Annotated in this window: 18 protein-coding genes and 1 riboswitch; all 18 genes read right to left on the bottom strand. The window is 30.1% G+C overall.

What is annotated here, in order from left to right:
• Nucleotides 1-75 precede the first annotated feature (75 nt).
• Entirely contained in the window at nucleotides 76-1551 is a 1476-nt protein-coding gene (gene gcvPB, locus KA856_RS06705; RefSeq protein WP_107386609.1) for an aminomethyl-transferring glycine dehydrogenase subunit GcvPB, read from the bottom strand.
• The gene (gene gcvPA / locus KA856_RS06700) at nucleotides 1538-2890 is read right to left on the bottom strand and encodes an aminomethyl-transferring glycine dehydrogenase subunit GcvPA (RefSeq protein WP_107386608.1); all 1353 of its coding nucleotides are present in this window, start codon (nucleotides 2888-2890) and stop codon (nucleotides 1538-1540) included. The genes gcvPB and gcvPA overlap by 14 nt, the downstream gene beginning before the upstream one ends.
• Before the next feature lie 17 nt (nucleotides 2891-2907).
• Complete coding sequence (gcvT, locus tag KA856_RS06695) at nucleotides 2908-3999, bottom strand: glycine cleavage system aminomethyltransferase GcvT (protein WP_210138577.1); 1092 nt, start codon at nucleotides 3997-3999, stop codon at nucleotides 2908-2910.
• A gap of 73 nt (nucleotides 4000-4072) precedes the next feature.
• A riboswitch (glycine riboswitch) is annotated at nucleotides 4073-4170 on the bottom strand.
• Nucleotides 4157-4681: a shikimate kinase gene (locus KA856_RS06690; protein WP_107385157.1), complete on the bottom strand. Its 525-nt coding sequence runs from the start codon at nucleotides 4679-4681 to the stop codon at nucleotides 4157-4159. It overlaps the preceding riboswitch by 14 nt.
• Nucleotides 4682-4845: 164 nt before the next feature.
• Nucleotides 4846-5289, bottom strand: coding sequence for a competence type IV pilus minor pilin ComGF (gene comGF / locus KA856_RS06685; protein WP_107386709.1), 444 nt, complete (start codon nucleotides 5287-5289; stop codon nucleotides 4846-4848).
• A 251-nt stretch (nucleotides 5290-5540) separates the two neighbouring features.
• Nucleotides 5541-5981 (bottom strand): competence type IV pilus minor pilin ComGD, encoded by a 441-nt coding sequence (gene comGD / locus KA856_RS06680; protein WP_107386699.1) that lies wholly within the window; start codon nucleotides 5979-5981, stop codon nucleotides 5541-5543.
• Nucleotides 5971-6288 (bottom strand): competence type IV pilus major pilin ComGC, encoded by a 318-nt coding sequence (comGC, locus tag KA856_RS06675; protein ID WP_107505267.1) that lies wholly within the window; start codon nucleotides 6286-6288, stop codon nucleotides 5971-5973. The genes comGD and comGC overlap by 11 nt, the downstream gene beginning before the upstream one ends.
• 19 nt (nucleotides 6289-6307) lie before the next feature.
• On the bottom strand, nucleotides 6308-7375 hold the full coding sequence (comGB, locus tag KA856_RS06670) for a competence type IV pilus assembly protein ComGB (protein ID WP_259338459.1): 1068 nt from the start codon (nucleotides 7373-7375) through the stop codon (nucleotides 6308-6310).
• Nucleotides 7347-8321, bottom strand: coding sequence for a competence type IV pilus ATPase ComGA (comGA, locus tag KA856_RS06665; RefSeq protein ID WP_107386654.1), 975 nt, complete (start codon nucleotides 8319-8321; stop codon nucleotides 7347-7349). Before comGA ends, comGB begins: the two co-directional genes overlap by 29 nt.
• A gap of 59 nt (nucleotides 8322-8380) precedes the next feature.
• Nucleotides 8381-9004: an MBL fold metallo-hydrolase gene (locus tag KA856_RS06660; RefSeq protein WP_107385049.1), complete on the bottom strand. Its 624-nt coding sequence runs from the start codon at nucleotides 9002-9004 to the stop codon at nucleotides 8381-8383.
• A gap of 2 nt (nucleotides 9005-9006) precedes the next feature.
• Nucleotides 9007-9330 carry an MTH1187 family thiamine-binding protein gene (locus tag KA856_RS06655; protein WP_107385048.1) on the bottom strand — a complete coding sequence of 108 codons (324 nt, stop codon included), beginning with the start codon at nucleotides 9328-9330 and terminating at the stop codon, nucleotides 9007-9009.
• Nucleotides 9330-10316, bottom strand: coding sequence for a glucokinase (locus KA856_RS06650; RefSeq protein WP_019469350.1), 987 nt, complete (start codon nucleotides 10314-10316; stop codon nucleotides 9330-9332). The genes KA856_RS06655 and KA856_RS06650 overlap by 1 nt, the downstream gene beginning before the upstream one ends.
• Before the next feature lie 309 nt (nucleotides 10317-10625).
• On the bottom strand, nucleotides 10626-10832 hold the full coding sequence (locus KA856_RS06645) for a YqgQ family protein (RefSeq protein ID WP_107385046.1): 207 nt from the start codon (nucleotides 10830-10832) through the stop codon (nucleotides 10626-10628).
• Nucleotides 10816-12267, bottom strand: coding sequence for a rhomboid family intramembrane serine protease (locus tag KA856_RS06640; protein WP_210138576.1), 1452 nt, complete (start codon nucleotides 12265-12267; stop codon nucleotides 10816-10818). Before KA856_RS06640 ends, KA856_RS06645 begins: the two co-directional genes overlap by 17 nt.
• Nucleotides 12268-12278: 11 nt before the next feature.
• Nucleotides 12279-12821: a 5-formyltetrahydrofolate cyclo-ligase gene (locus KA856_RS06635; protein ID WP_210138575.1), complete on the bottom strand. Its 543-nt coding sequence runs from the start codon at nucleotides 12819-12821 to the stop codon at nucleotides 12279-12281.
• A gap of 134 nt (nucleotides 12822-12955) precedes the next feature.
• Nucleotides 12956-13105 (bottom strand): 50S ribosomal protein L33, encoded by a 150-nt coding sequence (gene rpmG / locus KA856_RS06630; RefSeq protein ID WP_019469354.1) that lies wholly within the window; start codon nucleotides 13103-13105, stop codon nucleotides 12956-12958.
• 129 nt (nucleotides 13106-13234) lie between these two features.
• Nucleotides 13235-15286: a peptidoglycan D,D-transpeptidase FtsI family protein gene (locus tag KA856_RS06625; protein ID WP_107385043.1), complete on the bottom strand. Its 2052-nt coding sequence runs from the start codon at nucleotides 15284-15286 to the stop codon at nucleotides 13235-13237.
• A gap of 120 nt (nucleotides 15287-15406) precedes the next feature.
• Nucleotides 15407-16006, bottom strand: a complete 600-nt coding sequence (locus KA856_RS06620) for a superoxide dismutase (protein WP_019469356.1) — start codon at nucleotides 16004-16006, stop codon at nucleotides 15407-15409.
• Nucleotides 16007-16067: the final 61 nt, after the last annotated feature.

Raw genomic sequence — 16067 nt, 5'->3', positions numbered from 1 at the left:
ATTTGATTGAGTTTAATGTCTCATACTCTTTTTCGTTTATTAAAACCAAAAGTTATTTGACTTGTTCTATTAAAATTATTTTTCTGATCTTAAATTCTCAAACTTTAATACTGGTTGACGAGCAGCTTTTGTTTCATCTAAACGATCAATAATCGTTGTATGAGGTGCTTCTAAAACTTTGTCAGGGTTTTCTTTTGCTTCTTTCGCTATTTCAATCATTGTGTCACAGAAATAATCTAATGTTTCTTTAGATTCTGTTTCAGTTGGTTCAATCATCATCCCCTCTTCTACATTTAATGGGAAATAGATAGTAGGTGGATGAACGCCAAAGTCAAGTAAACGTTTAGCCATATCTAATGTTCTTACACCATATTCTTTTTGTTTTGAACCACTTAATACAAATTCATGTTTACAATATTGCTCGTATGGGATTTCAAAATGTTCTTTCAATCTTGCTTTAATATAGTTTGCATTTAATACTGCTGCCTCTGAAACTTCTTCAAGTCCTTTATTACCCATTGTTCTAATGTATGTGTAAGCGCGTAAATAAATACCGAAGTTACCATAAAATGGTTTAACACGACCGATTGAATGTTCGATATCATTATCATATTTATACACATCATTTTCTTTAACGACCATTGGTTTTGGTAAGAAACTTGCAAGTTCTTTTTTAACACCAACTGGCCCTGAACCAGGTCCACCACCACCATGTGGCCCAGTAAATGTTTTGTGTAAATTTAAATGAACAGCATCAAAACCCATATCTCCAGGTCTAACTTTGTCCATAATTGCATTTAAATTAGCACCATCATAGTACAATAACCCACCAGCTTCATGTACAATGTTTCGAATATCCATGATGTTTTGTTCGAAAATACCTAATGTATTTGGATTTGTAAGCATAATTGCAGCAGTGTTTTCATTGACGAGTCGTTTTAAATCTTCTATATCAACTTCTCCACGTTCATTAGATTTCACTGTAACAGCTTTAAATCCAGCGAATGCTGCTGAAGCTGGGTTTGTACCATGTGCAGAGTCAGGTACGATGACTTCGTTACGATGTCCTTCGCCATTTTTTTCATGAAAAGCTTTGAAAATCATAAGTGCTGTCCATTCTCCATGAGCACCAGCAGCTGGTTGTAATGTAACTTCGTCCATACCAGTTATTTCTTTAAGTTCTTCTTGTAAGCTATGAATAATTTCTAATGAACCTTGTACCTGCGATTCATCTTGTAGTGGATGTGATTCAGCAAATCCAGGTATTCTGGCTATTTTCTCATTTACCTTTGGATTATATTTCATGGTACATGACCCTAGCGGATAAAATCCTGAATCCACACCAAAGTTTTTATTTGATAACTCTGTATAATGACGCACTAAATCTAGTTCAGCTACTTCAGGAAATTCAGCTTTATTTTTTCTGATAAATTTGTCATCTAATAGCTTATTAACTGCCCCATTATCAATTTCTTTTTGGGGTAAAGAATATGCATAGCGACCTTCTTTAGAACGTTCAAAAATTAATGGACTAGATTTACTTACTACCATTTATTTCACCTGCTTTCTTAACAAATGTATCAATTTCATCTTTCGTTCGTAATTCTGTTACTGCAATTAACATGTGATTGTCGAAGTTTTCTACGATTTCACTTAAATCAAATCCACCTATGATGTCTTCTTGAATTAAAGCATCGTTTACATCTTTAACAGGTTTATCAAATTTAACAACAAATTCATTAAAGGATGTACCATTACTAACTTCAAATCCTTGTTGTTTAAATTGTTCTTTAGCATAGTTTGCATTTTCAAAATTTTGAACCGCAATGTCATAGATACCTTGTTTTCCTAAAGCAGACATACAAATTGATGAAGCCAATGCGTTTAATGCTTGATTGGAACATATATTTGATGTTGCTTTATCACGTCTAATATGTTGTTCACGTGCTTGAAGTGTTAACACAAAACCACGGTTTCCATCTTGGTCTTCAGTTTGTCCGACTAGTCTACCAGGTGTTTTTCTCATGAGTTTCTTAGTAGTAGCAAAGAAACCACAATGAGGACCACCAAATTGCGTTGGGATACCAAATGGTTGCGTATCTCCCACTACAATATCTGCACCAAAACTACCTGGAGGCGTCAATAAGCCTAGTGCGATTGGATTTGTATAAACAATGAATAATGCTTTTTTATCTTCGATAAATGATTGGATTTTTTCTAAATCCTCTATTGAACCATAAAAATTTGGGTATTGAACTGCAACTGCAGCAGTATCATCATCAATTGCATTTTCAAGTTTTTCTATATCTGTAATTGTACCATCTAAATCAACTTCAACAACTTCAAATTCTTCGCGTGTTTTTACATATGTGTGTAAAACTTGTAGTGCTTGATAATGCATACCTTTTGAAACGACAATTTTATTTTTACGCGTTTGATTAAATGCTAGAATACAAGCTTCTGCGAAACTTGTCATACCATCGTACATTGATGAGTTGGCAATATCCATATCTGTTAATTCACAGATTAATGTTTGAAATTCGAAGATAGCTTGTAACTCACCTTGTGAAATTTCAGGTTGATAAGGTGTATAAGCAGTATAGAATTCAGAACGTGAGATCATTGCATCTACAACTGCAGGAGCATAGTGATCATAAACACCTGCACCTAAAAATGTAGTATGTGTTTCTTTAGTGATATTTTTACTAGCAATTTTATTAAGTCTTTTAGTTAATGTGGTTTCAGATTCAGCATCAGGAATAGCTAATTCTCTGTTTAATAAAATGTCTTTGGGAACATCTCCAAATAATTCACTGATCGATTCAGCGCCAATTGTCTCAAGCATTTCATTTTTATCTTGATCTGTTAATGGAATATAACGATGACTCACAATAACACCCCTTTAAATTATTTATTAATTTGATTTTTCTTAACAATTTTTGCTTTTGCTTGTCTTTTTCTTATTTGTACTATAACTTCCTTGCCCATTTCAAAAGCATCTCTATCAATTATAGCTAAACCAATAGACTTACCACTTAATGGAGATTGTGTACCTGAAGTAACTTCACCAATCTCATTTCCATCGATATCATAAACAGTGTAACCAGTTCTTGGAATTCCTTTATCAATCATTTCAATTCCAACTGTTCTTCTCTTGGAAACATTTTCTTTTTGATCTTTTAACACGTTCTTACCTATAAAATCAGCGTCGATTAATGGTTTAGCAGCAAATGCAATTCCACCTTCATATGGTGTGATTGATTCACTTAAATCTTGTCCATGAAGTGGTAAACCAGCCTCTAATCTTAATGTATCCCTAGCACCAAGACCACATGGTTCTACATCATATTCTAATATTGATTCCCATAGATATGGTGTATCATCTGATTTACAATAAATTTCAAAGCCATCTTCACCTGTATAACCAGATTGTGATAATATTACATTTTTACCAAAGAATTCAACATCTTGTAGGAATTCAAATGGAGTCATCTCTGATACATCATGATTCACATGTTCTTGAACAAAATCACGTGCTTTTGGACCTTGTATAGCTAATTGTCCATATTCTGTTGAAACATTTAAAACTTCAGCATCGAAATTTTCTGCTTGTTTTTTCATCCAATCAAAGTCTTTATCAGTATTTCCAGCATTTACGACTAGTAAATATTCTTTTTCACTAAGTTTATAGGTGATTAAATCATCGATAATACCGCCTTGTTCATTACACAATGCTGTATATTGTGCCTTCTTTGTGTCTAAATTATCAGTATCATTTGAAAGTAAGTATTGTACTAATTGATCTGCTTCAGAACCTTTTATTAAAATTTCTCCCATGTGACTTACGTCAAATAAACCCATATTTGTTCTTACAGCATTGTGCTCATCTTTAATACTTGAAAATTGAACTGGCATAGCCCAACCACCAAATTCAACAATTTTTGCACCAAGATCCACGAAGTTTTGATAAAGTGGCGTGTGTTTTAATTCATTTACCATTGCTAAACCCCCTATTATTGTATTAAAAAAGACAGAGTAGACTAAGCCTACCCTGTCAAAAAATCCAGGAATGCGTCTCAGTATTATCCTTTTGCCTGAGAGTTTCGTTAAACTTGCACCTTCGGCGATGGTTAAAATCAATTATTAACCATTCTCTCTAATACTGGTCATTCGCTTTCATCGATTCCAATATTTTTTTATATGTAACTGGAAGCGACTTATTACTATTCACTTTGATGAATGCGATTTCATTATATCTTGAAACTCTAGTTGAATACAAGCTTTTTAGTTTAAAAAGCGGTTTATTATTTGCATTGGGTCTGTTGCTATCATTTTTAATTCTATCGTATAGAATTTCTATATCACAATCTAACCATACAACATGTTTTTGCTCTATTAATAAGTTAAAAGCGTCATTGCCCTCGATGATGCCCCCTCCTGTAGCAATGACATCAAATTGGTTAACACATTTTTTTAAGTATTTAAACTCCAAGTTACGAAAACCTTTTTCTCCTAATTGTTCAAAAATTTCTGGTATTGTTTTCTCTTCTTGTTGTACTATAAATTCATCTAAATCTACAAAAGTTAATTGATTGTGTTGTGCAATATATTTCCCTAATGTTGTTTTACCTGTACCCATAAAACCTATTAAAATAAGCGGTGTTTTAATTTTATTTTTCAAAAATATCTTCCTTTTGTAATTGTAATTTAATTTGTTTATCATAATAAGACTCAATATTATCAAGCGTTTTTAGCTGAATATTAAATTGAAAAGAATATATTGCTATTAGTGATAAATATAGCATATAAACAACCATCACAAAAGGGTATATGTACCCGTTTATGTTAGAATTGAATTGCTTTTTCAAAAGTACCTCCTGTATAATGCATTTTCAATTTTAATTTTATGTGCTTATTTTTTAATAATATGAATTGTGCATTTGTTACATTGTTTAATAATGTGATGTTTCCTGTATTATTTATTGTTTTAATAATCTTATTGTTTTTGAACTCATATCTTATAGTATTTTCTCTTGTGTCGAATTTTAATATTCGTCCGTTTTTATCAATTTCTAGTGCCTTTGAATTTCTTTGCAATAGTGTTTCGGTTAAGTCTCTAGAAAAAAATTCTATATCAATGGATGATTCAAAATTAGACTGATGTTTTATAGGGGTGATTGATTTATATAATAAAGGTAACATTGTAAATATTAATAAAGTGATAAATAGTGCAAATAATACTTCAATGTAAGTAAAACTTGAATATTTATTTGTAAAAACATTTTTCATTAACTTGGTCCTTTATTCTTATACATAAATTTGAATTGGTTAATTTAACTTTGTATCCTTCAATATCAATGCCTTTTAGTAAACTTTTACGATTATTATGTTTTAACGTTAATAATGTAATTCTTTTCATACTTAATCTGTCAATTTTATCGCTGAAAGTATGATTTAATTGTAAAATCATAGGCAAAAAAACACTGCACATTATAAGCATACAAACAAAAGCGATATATGCATCCATAAGTATACTACCTTTAATGTTTTTGTTTCTCATATCTTAATCTTCCCTTTTCAATATGAAATATTAATTTAAAAAGTTCATTATCTACTGATAAAAAAATACTCCCAAATTTATTTGTATTACCTTTATTGTTGAATGTTAAATAATTTATATTACTTTTAGGATGTATATAAGTATTTTGTGGAAAATTTATATCTTTATTTTCAGTTGACTGTTCTCTAACTATGATTTTATTTGAATAGTCGTTAAATATGAGTGTTATGGATTTATCATCTTTAATCGCTTTAGATTTCAAATAATTTAGTCGAATGATTAATGTATTCATAAAGTTATTGTTTTTATTAATTTTCTTATCATTTATAGATATATGGTTTACTTGAATAAATAATAAGATACTTATGATACCCATAACCAACAGCATTTCAATTAAAGTAAATGCTTTACTAGTTTGCAATTACTTCACCGTTGTTAATTGTAATGGTTGATCCTGATTTACAATTTTTTTGGTTTTCTTTGATATAGCCATCCGCAATAAGTTCATCTATAGACTGTGGTTTTTTATTATGTTTTAGAGTAAATGCTTCAACTTGACTTTCAATCATTTTTATTTGTGCTTCACAACCAGTACTTTGAATATGTGAAGATTGTTTTGCAATATTGGGTATAATCAAAATCAATAATAAGCTTATAATTAATAATACAAGGAGCATTTCAATTAAAGTAAATGCACGCTTATTAAAAGTTCGTTTTGTTTTGTTCATTAAAAACCTCCGAATGTTATTATTTAATCGTTTGCATTAGATCGAACATAGGTAACATTATCACTAAATATAAGGAAATGATCAGTATCCCTAGCATGATAAATATAGTTGGTTGTATAAATTTAATTAATAATTGTAAATACCTTTCAATTTTTGTAAATATGATTTCGCTATATAATTTTAATTCTATATCTAGTTTCCCTGTCTTTTCACTCTCCTTAATAAAATTAATCAATCCTTCTTCAAAACAAGAAATCTTTTTTAAAATCTCACTTAACTTATGACCACTTTGACTTCCTGTTGCTAATTTTCTAGCAAGATAAATTAAATATGTGTCATTTTTTTGCTTAGAATATATATCAACGATTGATTGTAAGGTCACACCGTTCTTATAAAACAATGCAAATTCTGTAGAAAGTCTGTAAGTTTTATAAAATTTAAAAAAAGTACGTAAAATGGGGATTTTTAATATTATTCTATACTTCAAGTTAATCGATAATTTTTTTGTGATTTTATAAAATAAATAAGAAAAAATTAAGCAGTTTAATGTAATAATAAGTAGTGTTTTAGGTAGATAAATTAATATGGAGGATAAGATTAATTGTGTTTTTGATATTTCAACATCAAAGCTATTATAAAGTGCTTGAAATTCGGGTATAATAGTATGATTTAAAATTATCAACATTCCTATAAAAATTGTAATTAATAGTAAGGGATATTGCAGTGTTCTAATTAGTTGTTGCTTCGCTTTGTTATTTCGAATCAAATAGTCTTTTGCATGTGGTAGTGTTGATGTGAGTTCACTAAATAACTCTGAAAAATATATTAACATGATAATAATTTTAGGATATTTTAGAAGTGATAATATTTCATAACATTGTGCACCTTGATCTAGACGTGTATTAATCAGAGAAATTAATTTGGGTGATTTGATTTTTATATGTTGTAATAAAAATTTAAATGATTCCGATAATGTGAAACCATGTTGAAGTAAATCATGTAATCTTTGAAGTAAGTCAATTTGATTCTTTTCGCTGATAAGCATAAATCGAGGTGTATTAAAGGTATCTATTGAGTGTTTCTTCACAAATTTCTCCTTCTTTTGCCATTTCTTGCAATTTGTAAGATAAATTTTTGAATGTATTCGGAAGTGTAAGTTGATTTTCAAAATAAAAGGCTATATCTTCACGGTTTAATTGTTCATAAATAAGGGAACTTTCATTCTTTGAAGTGATTACTAATCTCTGATTAATAATACTTAATACCGTCTGTCGCAGTTCTTGAATAGTAATGCCCATTTCTAATAATCTACTCAATGCTCCTTTACAATTATTTGAATGTATTGTTGAAAGTACTAAATGCCCACTTAAACTTGCATGAATTACTTGTTTAGCAATCATTGCATCCCTGATTTCACCAATGAGTATTATATCAGGATCACACCTCAAAATAGCCTTAAAAGAATTAGCATAATTAATACCTGCTTTTTCGTTGATAGACACTTGTGTAATTCCCTCAACTAAACGCTCTACAGGATCTTCTACGGTAATGATGTTAACATTTAAATGCTCCTTTGCGTGTACTATGAGCTGATACATTAGTGTACTTTTTCCTGATCCCGTCGGACCACTAAACAATATTAACCCTTGTTTTTTATGAACTAGCTTAAATAATTGATTAATACTAAGTGCTTTTGCAGAATTTTGAAAGTATTGAGGTATAATTCTCACTACACAACTTTCAAATCCTAGAGATAAAGGTAAAGTTGAAACTCTTAAATAGTATAATTGTTTGAGTTTGTAAGCATATCTTCCACTTTGCGCAGTGCTATGTGTTGAGACATCTAAGCCAGCTTGATATTTCATATATGTGAGCAATTTCCTATAAATATGAACTTCTACTGTTTCTATAGTGCTTAAATATTCTTTTTTCCTAAATTTAATGTGTACTTTGTTTTGGTCAGGGATAAAGTGTACATCTGATACATTTTCATTAATAGCTTTATCAATAATATTTTTAAAGAGTAACTTCAAAAAAACACCTCCTACAATAATACACGTAGGAGGTGTTAATATTACTTTCTAAAATTAAATTAACCATGCAAGTATGGATTAAGTTGTTCATCTTCTATCGTTGTATATGGCCCATGTCCTGGGAATAAAGGTAAATCATCATCTAGCTTGAATAATTTATCTAATATCGAGTCAACTAATGTTTCATAATCACCTTTATATAAATCGGTTCTTCCTATACCTTGTTTAAATAAAGTATCACCAACTACAGCAAAATCGTCAAATATAAAAGATAAACTACCAGGCGAATGTCCAGGCGTATGAAGTACTTTGAATTTAAAGCCTTCAATTTCCATAGAACCTTCATCAATCTTTTGTGGTGATACGCGACTTGTGACAGGTGTTAATCCATATTGCTTAAATTTCTGTGAACCATTTTTATCAGTATTAGTTAAAAAATCAAATTCACTGTAATGCATATAAACGGGCACCTTATATTTATCAACAATTTGATCTAAAGCACCAATATGGTCGAAATGAGCGTGTGTTAACAATACTGCAATGACAGGTTTATTAATTTGGTTTAATTTTTTTATAATTAATTCATAATCAGCCGCTGGATCAACTATAATGACATGCTTATCATTTTCAATAAAATAAGTATTCGTCTTAACTAAGCCCAATGCTAAACTAGAAATTTGCATTGTTAGTGACCTCCATTATCTAAATGATTTTGAACTGATTTTAGTTTATCATTCATTTTTCGAGATTTATCTCTTCTATCGTCAATTCTGATATTAGTACAAACTCTATCAATACCTTTATCAAAAGGTAATTCATGAATGGCTTGAACGACTTCAAATAAATCTTTCAAATCTCCTTCAATTAAGGTATTCATTGGTGTTAATTGATAGTCAATTTTACCTTGTGCTTTAAATTCTTTTAATTTCGTTTGTATCTCAGCAATATACTTGCTAACACTTGGTCCTTCTGTACCCACAGGTATAACTACTACATCTACTATAGCCATTATTTCACACCTTCCTTTTCAATTATATAAGTATAAATTAAGCCAGCAGCACCAGTAATGCCCGCATCATTACCTAATTTAGCTTGAACAATTTCTGTTCCTTGTTGTGCTGGTGTAAAAGTTAGATTATGATACTCTGTTTTTATATTTTCAATTAAAATCAAACCAGCTGTAGACATTCCTCCACCTAAAACAATATATTTAGGGTTACTTGTCACGCTGATAATACTGCACAAATATGCAATATAATTAGCTACACGCTCCGTAATAAAGATACAGAATTGATCTCCAGCTTTCGCTGCATCAAATACTGCTTTTGCGGTAACTTGATTATCTTTAATTAATTGAAGTATCGAAGATTTAAACGTTAATTTAGGATAATAAAAATTCACTAAATTAACAACACCTGTCGCGGAAGCAACGGTTTCAATACAACCTGATTTACCACAATTACATTTAAAGCGTTGATCATGGTCAACTCTAAAATGACCAATTTCAGCACCAGAGCCATTATGACCGTGCACAATTTCTCCGTTAGAAATAATACCGCCACCTAGACCAGTGCCTAATGTGATTGCAACTACATCGTCTGCACCATGTCCTGCACCTTTGTGCTTTTCACCTAATGCTGCAACATTAGCATCATTATCAACATAAACAGGACATTCTACAAATTGTTTGAAAATTTCTCTGACATTAACAGTTTCTTTCCAATATAAGTTAACTGCACCATTAACCTCACCTGTTTCAAAATTCACTGGTCCTGGTACACCAATACCAACACCTAACACATCTGAAAAAACAAAGTCAGAATTATCGACATGTTCAACGAAAGATTCATAAACATTTTTCAAAAGTGCATAACCTGTAACATCTGACGTATCAGTCTTTATAGACCATTTCTCAATTTGTTCTAATTGTTGGTCGAATATACCTAGCTTACAAGTTGTACCACCAATATCTGCTGCTAAGATAATTTTTTTCATGTATTTTATTCATCCTTCTCTTATTTTTTAAGGAATACTAATCTAAATCTTGATTTCATAAACAGTCGATCTTAACGTTTTGCATGTTAAAATAGTTGTCTTTTTCCTTAAAATATATTTTTTCTCTGTATAAAACATATATATCTATATTAATATTTTTCATTTCACAAATGCAATGATAACGAATATAAAGATATATTATATAATCAATAACAAAAAATGTGGCTATTGATTGTTAACTGTTTAAACTGCCAATATGGTATGTATCCATATTATAAAAACTACTTACTCATATAATGATTCAAGGCATTAGCGTTCATTTTTCCGTTGATTAATAATTAATTTAGATTTAATATAATCATCTTTGGTAATTAAACTATATTCATACAATGAATGTAGCTCTTGTTCCATCATTTCATAAATATCTTCCTTATCCTTGAAGTAAATGATAAAACCAAATTTTTTTAAAAGTTGTTGCACATCATAAAATGTATTAATCTCATGAATCACCGTCATCGCTCAATTCTTTATTTAAATTAATATAATCATGATTAGTTGGATCTATTTTTAAAGCGGCTTTAATATGTTTTTTTGCTTTATCTTTATTATCGATAGATCTATTTGCAACCGCTAGTTGGTAATTTAATAATGCAGAATCTGGAAAATTTCTTAAACCTCTTTCCCATGTTGCCATGCCCTCTGATTTTGAATCCGTTGTCGCATTAATTAATCCTTTTAGGTAGTATGTTTCATCATCGGCATAACTTTTATTTACCGTGTGTTGCACCATATTTTCAGCACTTTTATAATTACCATGCTTCATTTCCTTTTCAATGATTGTATTATAAATATTATCCTCTTGAATCGTAAAGATTCGAATTTGAGCTGCAATAAATAAAACAATCATTAAAATTAGAAAAATCCAGAATTTATTTTGGTTAATTTTAAAATAATATCCTATAAGCGTTATTAGTAAACCACCAATAAAACCACCCACATGTGCTATTATATTTACATTTTGCATTAGTAATGAAGCACCAATTAAGATGACTAGGACAATTAATAATTGGCCAATTAACTTTTGATTAAATTGTTTACCAATATGCATAAAAGCAAAAATGGCTCCAATTAAACCAAAAATAGCACCGCTTGCACCAACGGAAACCGTATCTGTATTAAAAGATAACGAAGCAAAATTACCAAATAAGCCAGAAACAAAATAAATAATTAAAAATCGCCAATGCCCAACAATAGCTTCCACTATTTTTCCAAAAATAAATAAACTTAACATATTCATTAATATATGTTCAAAATTATAATGTAAAAATATAGATGATATGAGTCTGTACCATTCTCCATGAACGACGTTAAAATGTACAAGACCTCCAATATCTAAAAGTTTTAAATCAGAAAAATGATTTAAAAATAGCACCATCGAAAGCCAGATAATAATATTAATTACAATTAATGAATATGTAACTGGTGCAAATTTAAGCATATGTTTTTCAATAGGATTATTATTTAATGCTCTTTGCTTATAATAGCCTTTTGTATGCTTCGTACTGCGATTAAACATAAATTTCACTAAAAAATTGGGCATTATTTTATCCATATGTTCAACTTGTCGAATAATTTTTACTTTGAATTTAACTGATTTTAGCTCGTCTAAATTTTCATTTGTAAATGTTTTATCAGTGTAAATATATAAATTATAATTTTTGGGTTTGAAACCTAAAAATGTAATAATATCTTCTTCATGGTCTTGAACTCTACTTTTATCAAATCTAACTTCTTGTGTAGAATTAGCACCAAATTTAAATATTGCAACAGATTGCTTTCTTTTATTTGCAAGCCAAATTTCAGAATCATCTTGATTACGATGTACTACTTGATAGTTTAAATATTTTACCCAAGTATAAATTGACTTCCAAAAGTGCTTTTCAGTTATCATTTTTTCCTCCATTAATTCGTAGTCACTATAATTAATTTTTGCACGGGTTGATCATGTGCTTCTATTTCAAAATCATTCATTTGGAAGTCATAAATTAAACTTATCGTTGGCTGGTGATGCTGTGATAAAAATTTATCAAAATAGCCCCCACCATAACCGATTCTATAGCCTTTGTTATTGAATACTACACCTGGTACTATTAACAAGTCTAAATCATTAGTTATTTCAGTATTACTTGTAACATAATTAATTCCTTTATCGTCAGGTGCAAGATTCGATAAATCATCTAAACCTTTAAATGACATTGTTTTAGTTTTATAATCAGTTTCTGGTACATATACATTTTTATCATCATTTAGCATTTTTGAAATGATTGGATAAGTATCGACTTCATGTGCCATTGAGAGCACAATGCCAATACGTTTTGCCGATTTATATTCAAATGAACTCAATAATTGTTGTGTTAAGTATTGGTCAGCAGATAATTTTTGATCTTGTTCGGAAAATTGCTTCATTATTTTTATTATTTCTTTTCTTAATGAACGTTTACTCATATATGACACCTTCCCATTTTATATCCTCTTTTATTATAACGATAAAAATATATTATGTCATCATACTGCTATTTCAATATATTTTTGAAAAAAAATAACCAGATTCAAATTTTAGAATCTGGTTAAAATTTTTATTATTTTGTTTCACGGTGCAATGTATGTTTGTTATCACGAGCACAGTGTTTTTTCATTTCGATACGTTCAGGATTAGTACGTTTATTTTTTGTTGTAATGTAGTTTCTTTCTCCACATTCTGTGCAAGCTAGTGTTACGTTTACGCGCATGCTAATTCCTCCTTACCTTTTCAAAATACGACTTATTTATCATACCATTTAGTTATAAAATTGAAAAGTATTATTTTTTAATATAGTCCATACCCATAGGTTTTAAACTTAAAATAGGCTGTTTATGGTTTACTTTTTATCTTTTTCCTTAAAATAATAGTTAATTATATCGCGACCTAAGTCACCACCATTAAGCCAAGGTTCTGGAACAGGTTGATTAGTATATACAATTGAAAATGCTAATTTTGGATCTTCAATTGGTGCATAACCAACATAAGTTGAATTTACTTTTGGTTCACCATCTTGGAATACTTCTGCTGTACCAGTTTTACCAGCTGAAGGGACAACCGTATCATTGAAACTTTGATAGCCTGTACCTTCTTTTTCATTAAATGCCATTTTAAAACCTTCTTGTACTTGGTTAACTTGGTCTGATGTATTGTTAACTTTGTTTAATACGTCGCCTTTTACTTTCTGTTTAACTGGACCTAAGGAATCTTTATTTGTTGCTTTTCTAATTTCTAAGCCAATATGTGGTTGAATTCTATAACCATCGTTTGCAATTGTAGAAGCATATTGTGATAACTGCAATGGTGAATAAGTATCATATTGTCCAATTGCCAAATCTAAATAGTTTCCTGGATTATCTGTTAATGGTTCTATCTGACCGCCAGTTTCATTTGGTAAATCGATACCTGTTTTAACGCCTAAACCAACTTGATTTAACCCTTTTCGTAATTTTTGACCTGCTTCTGAAATATCAGTAGGCAATGTCATATTTGGTGAGTATGGTGAACCAGCAATTTTTAATGCTGTTTTAAACATGTATACGTTTGATGAATGCATTAAAGCTTCTTTATCATCAATCGTTACTTTACCATCTTGGTTGAAGTATGAACGTTTAGAGAGACCGCCTGCAAATTTTAATGGTTCATCAACCATTTTCTCACCAACATTAATGGCATCATTTTGGTAACCTGCTAATAATGTTCCACCTTTAACAGACGATCCAACAGCGTATTGTGACGTGAACGTTCCGATATCATAATCGGTTAAATCACCGTTTTTATCAATTTGTTTACCTGCCATCGCTAAAATATCACCATTATTAGGATTTTGGACAACCACTAAAGCATTGTCCATATCTTTAGCACCTTCACTACGTAATTTGCTTATTTGTTTTTCCAAATACGCTTCTGTTTTCTTTTGTAAGTCTATATCAATACTTAAAACAAGATCGTCTCCACGTGATCCTTCATGAATTACTTGTGAATCAATGACTTCTCCTGATTTATCTGTTGTGTATTTCATTTCTTTCTTTTTACCTTTAAGAATATTATCGTATTGATATTCTAAATAAGATTTTCCTACACGATCATTTCTTGAATATCCTTTTGATAAATATTGTTCTGTTAATTCTTTTGGAATACCTTCTTGTGTAGTAGAGACATCACCAAAAATACCGCGTAATGTATCATCATATGGATACTTTCGATCCCAATCCATCGTGGTATTAACGCCTGGTAAATCAGAAAGTTTTTGTGACACTGCAGCATATTCTTCATCTGTAACATCTTCATTTTTAATCATTTGAGGATCTAATGCAGAACCAGACATCATTTCTCTAAATATTGCTAAAACTTGTAAATCTTTATCAGAAAATGAATCAAATTGTTTCTTTCCAATTTTTTTATGTAATGTTTCATCATATTGTTCTTGAGTAATACTTCCATCATCTAATAATGATTGTTCTTTTTTCATTAATTCATCAGCTTTATTAGGGTGCTTTAAAATCCAAAAATCTTGTTTATCTCGATCTGTAATTTTATCAGTATCCATTTTTATAAGTTTTGATAAATCATTAGCTATTTTTAAAACCTCTGATTGCGACGTTTTTCTTCCACGAGAAAAAGTAATGGCTTTTTTAGATGCATTATCTACTAGGACTTTACCATTTCTATCGAGAATTCTCCCTCTTGGAACAGCTTCATTAACAGTTAAATTTTCACTGTTTTTAATTAATTGCTTATAATGAGAGCCCTGCGCAATTTGCAAATAACCTAATCGTAAAACAATAACCGCAAAAATAAATACAATTAGACCAAACACAAAGCTTATTCTTTTGTTCATCGTATTTCTTATTTTCTCATCGTTTGATTTTTCCTTTAATCTTTTTAGCAAAACAACATACCTCTATTCAAAAGTGATCACTTTAAATGATATATGAAATTGACACAGATTTCTATTATTTTAAATAAAAAAATGACGACCTGTGTAAGGCCGTCAAAAATAGAAGCTTAATTATTTAGCAGCGTTATATAATTCATCAACTTTTTCCCAATTTACAACGTTCCAGAAAGCACTAATATATTCTGGGCGTTTGTTTTGGTATTTAAGATAATAAGCATGTTCCCAAACGTCTAAGCCTAGGATTGGTGTTTTACCTTCTGTAAGTGGGTTATCTTGGTTTGGAGTTGTAACAATTTCTAAATTACCATTATTAACAACTAGCCAAGCCCATCCTGAACCAAAACGAGCTGCAGCTTTATCTGCAAATTCTTCTTTAAATGCATCTAAAGAACCCCATTGTTCTTTAATTTTATCAACTACAGTTCCTTTTTCTTCAGAGTTTGGAGTTAATAATTCCCAGAATAATGAATGGTTTAAGTGTCCACCACCATTATTTCTAACAGCTGTTTGAATATCTTCTGGTACACTGTCTAAATTTGCAATAATTTCTTCAATTGATTTAGACTCTAAATCAGTACCTTCAATTGCTGCATTTAATTTAGTAACATAAGTGTTATGATGTTTGTCGTGATGGATTTCCATTGTTTGTTGATCAATATGTGGTTCTAATGCGTCAGAACCATAAGGTAAGTTTGGTAATTCAAAAGCCATAAATAATCATCCTCCTAATTAATCTGTAAATAAAGCATAACAACTAAAAATGATTACAACA

The organism is Staphylococcus sp. GDB9P120P (assembly GCF_017893435.1).
Taxonomy (GTDB): Bacteria; Bacillota; Bacilli; order Staphylococcales; family Staphylococcaceae; genus Staphylococcus; species Staphylococcus cohnii.
Note: the sequence above shows the minus strand (reverse complement) of the source record. Positions and strands in the feature narration are given on the sequence as shown.

What these genes read in the sequence shown, in the direction of transcription:
- KA856_RS06655 (WP_107385048.1), bottom strand. Translation starts at nt 9,330, where the DNA reads ATGGCTATAGTAGATGTAGTAGTTATACCTGTGGGTACAGAAGGACCA.
- comGC (WP_107505267.1), bottom strand. Translation starts at nt 6,288, where the DNA reads ATGAACAAAACAAAACGAACTTTTAATAAGCGTGCATTTACTTTAATT.
- KA856_RS06650 (WP_019469350.1), bottom strand. Translation starts at nt 10,316, where the DNA reads ATGAAAAAAATTATCTTAGCAGCAGATATTGGTGGTACAACTTGTAAG.
- KA856_RS06660 (WP_107385049.1), bottom strand. Translation starts at nt 9,004, where the DNA reads ATGCAAATTTCTAGTTTAGCATTGGGCTTAGTTAAGACGAATACTTAT.
- KA856_RS06640 (WP_210138576.1), bottom strand. Translation starts at nt 12,267, where the DNA reads ATGATAACTGAAAAGCACTTTTGGAAGTCAATTTATACTTGGGTAAAA.
- gcvPB (WP_107386609.1), bottom strand. Translation starts at nt 1,551, where the DNA reads ATGGTAGTAAGTAAATCTAGTCCATTAATTTTTGAACGTTCTAAAGAA.
- KA856_RS06620 (WP_019469356.1), bottom strand. Translation starts at nt 16,006, where the DNA reads ATGGCTTTTGAATTACCAAACTTACCTTATGGTTCTGACGCATTAGAA.
- rpmG (WP_019469354.1), bottom strand. Translation starts at nt 13,105, where the DNA reads ATGCGCGTAAACGTAACACTAGCTTGCACAGAATGTGGAGAAAGAAAC.
- gcvT (WP_210138577.1), bottom strand. Translation starts at nt 3,999, where the DNA reads ATGGTAAATGAATTAAAACACACGCCACTTTATCAAAACTTCGTGGAT.
- KA856_RS06635 (WP_210138575.1), bottom strand. Translation starts at nt 12,821, where the DNA reads ATGAGTAAACGTTCATTAAGAAAAGAAATAATAAAAATAATGAAGCAA.
- KA856_RS06645 (WP_107385046.1), bottom strand. Translation starts at nt 10,832, where the DNA reads ATGACGGTGATTCATGAGATTAATACATTTTATGATGTGCAACAACTT.
- comGF (WP_107386709.1), bottom strand. Translation starts at nt 5,289, where the DNA reads ATGAAAAATGTTTTTACAAATAAATATTCAAGTTTTACTTACATTGAA.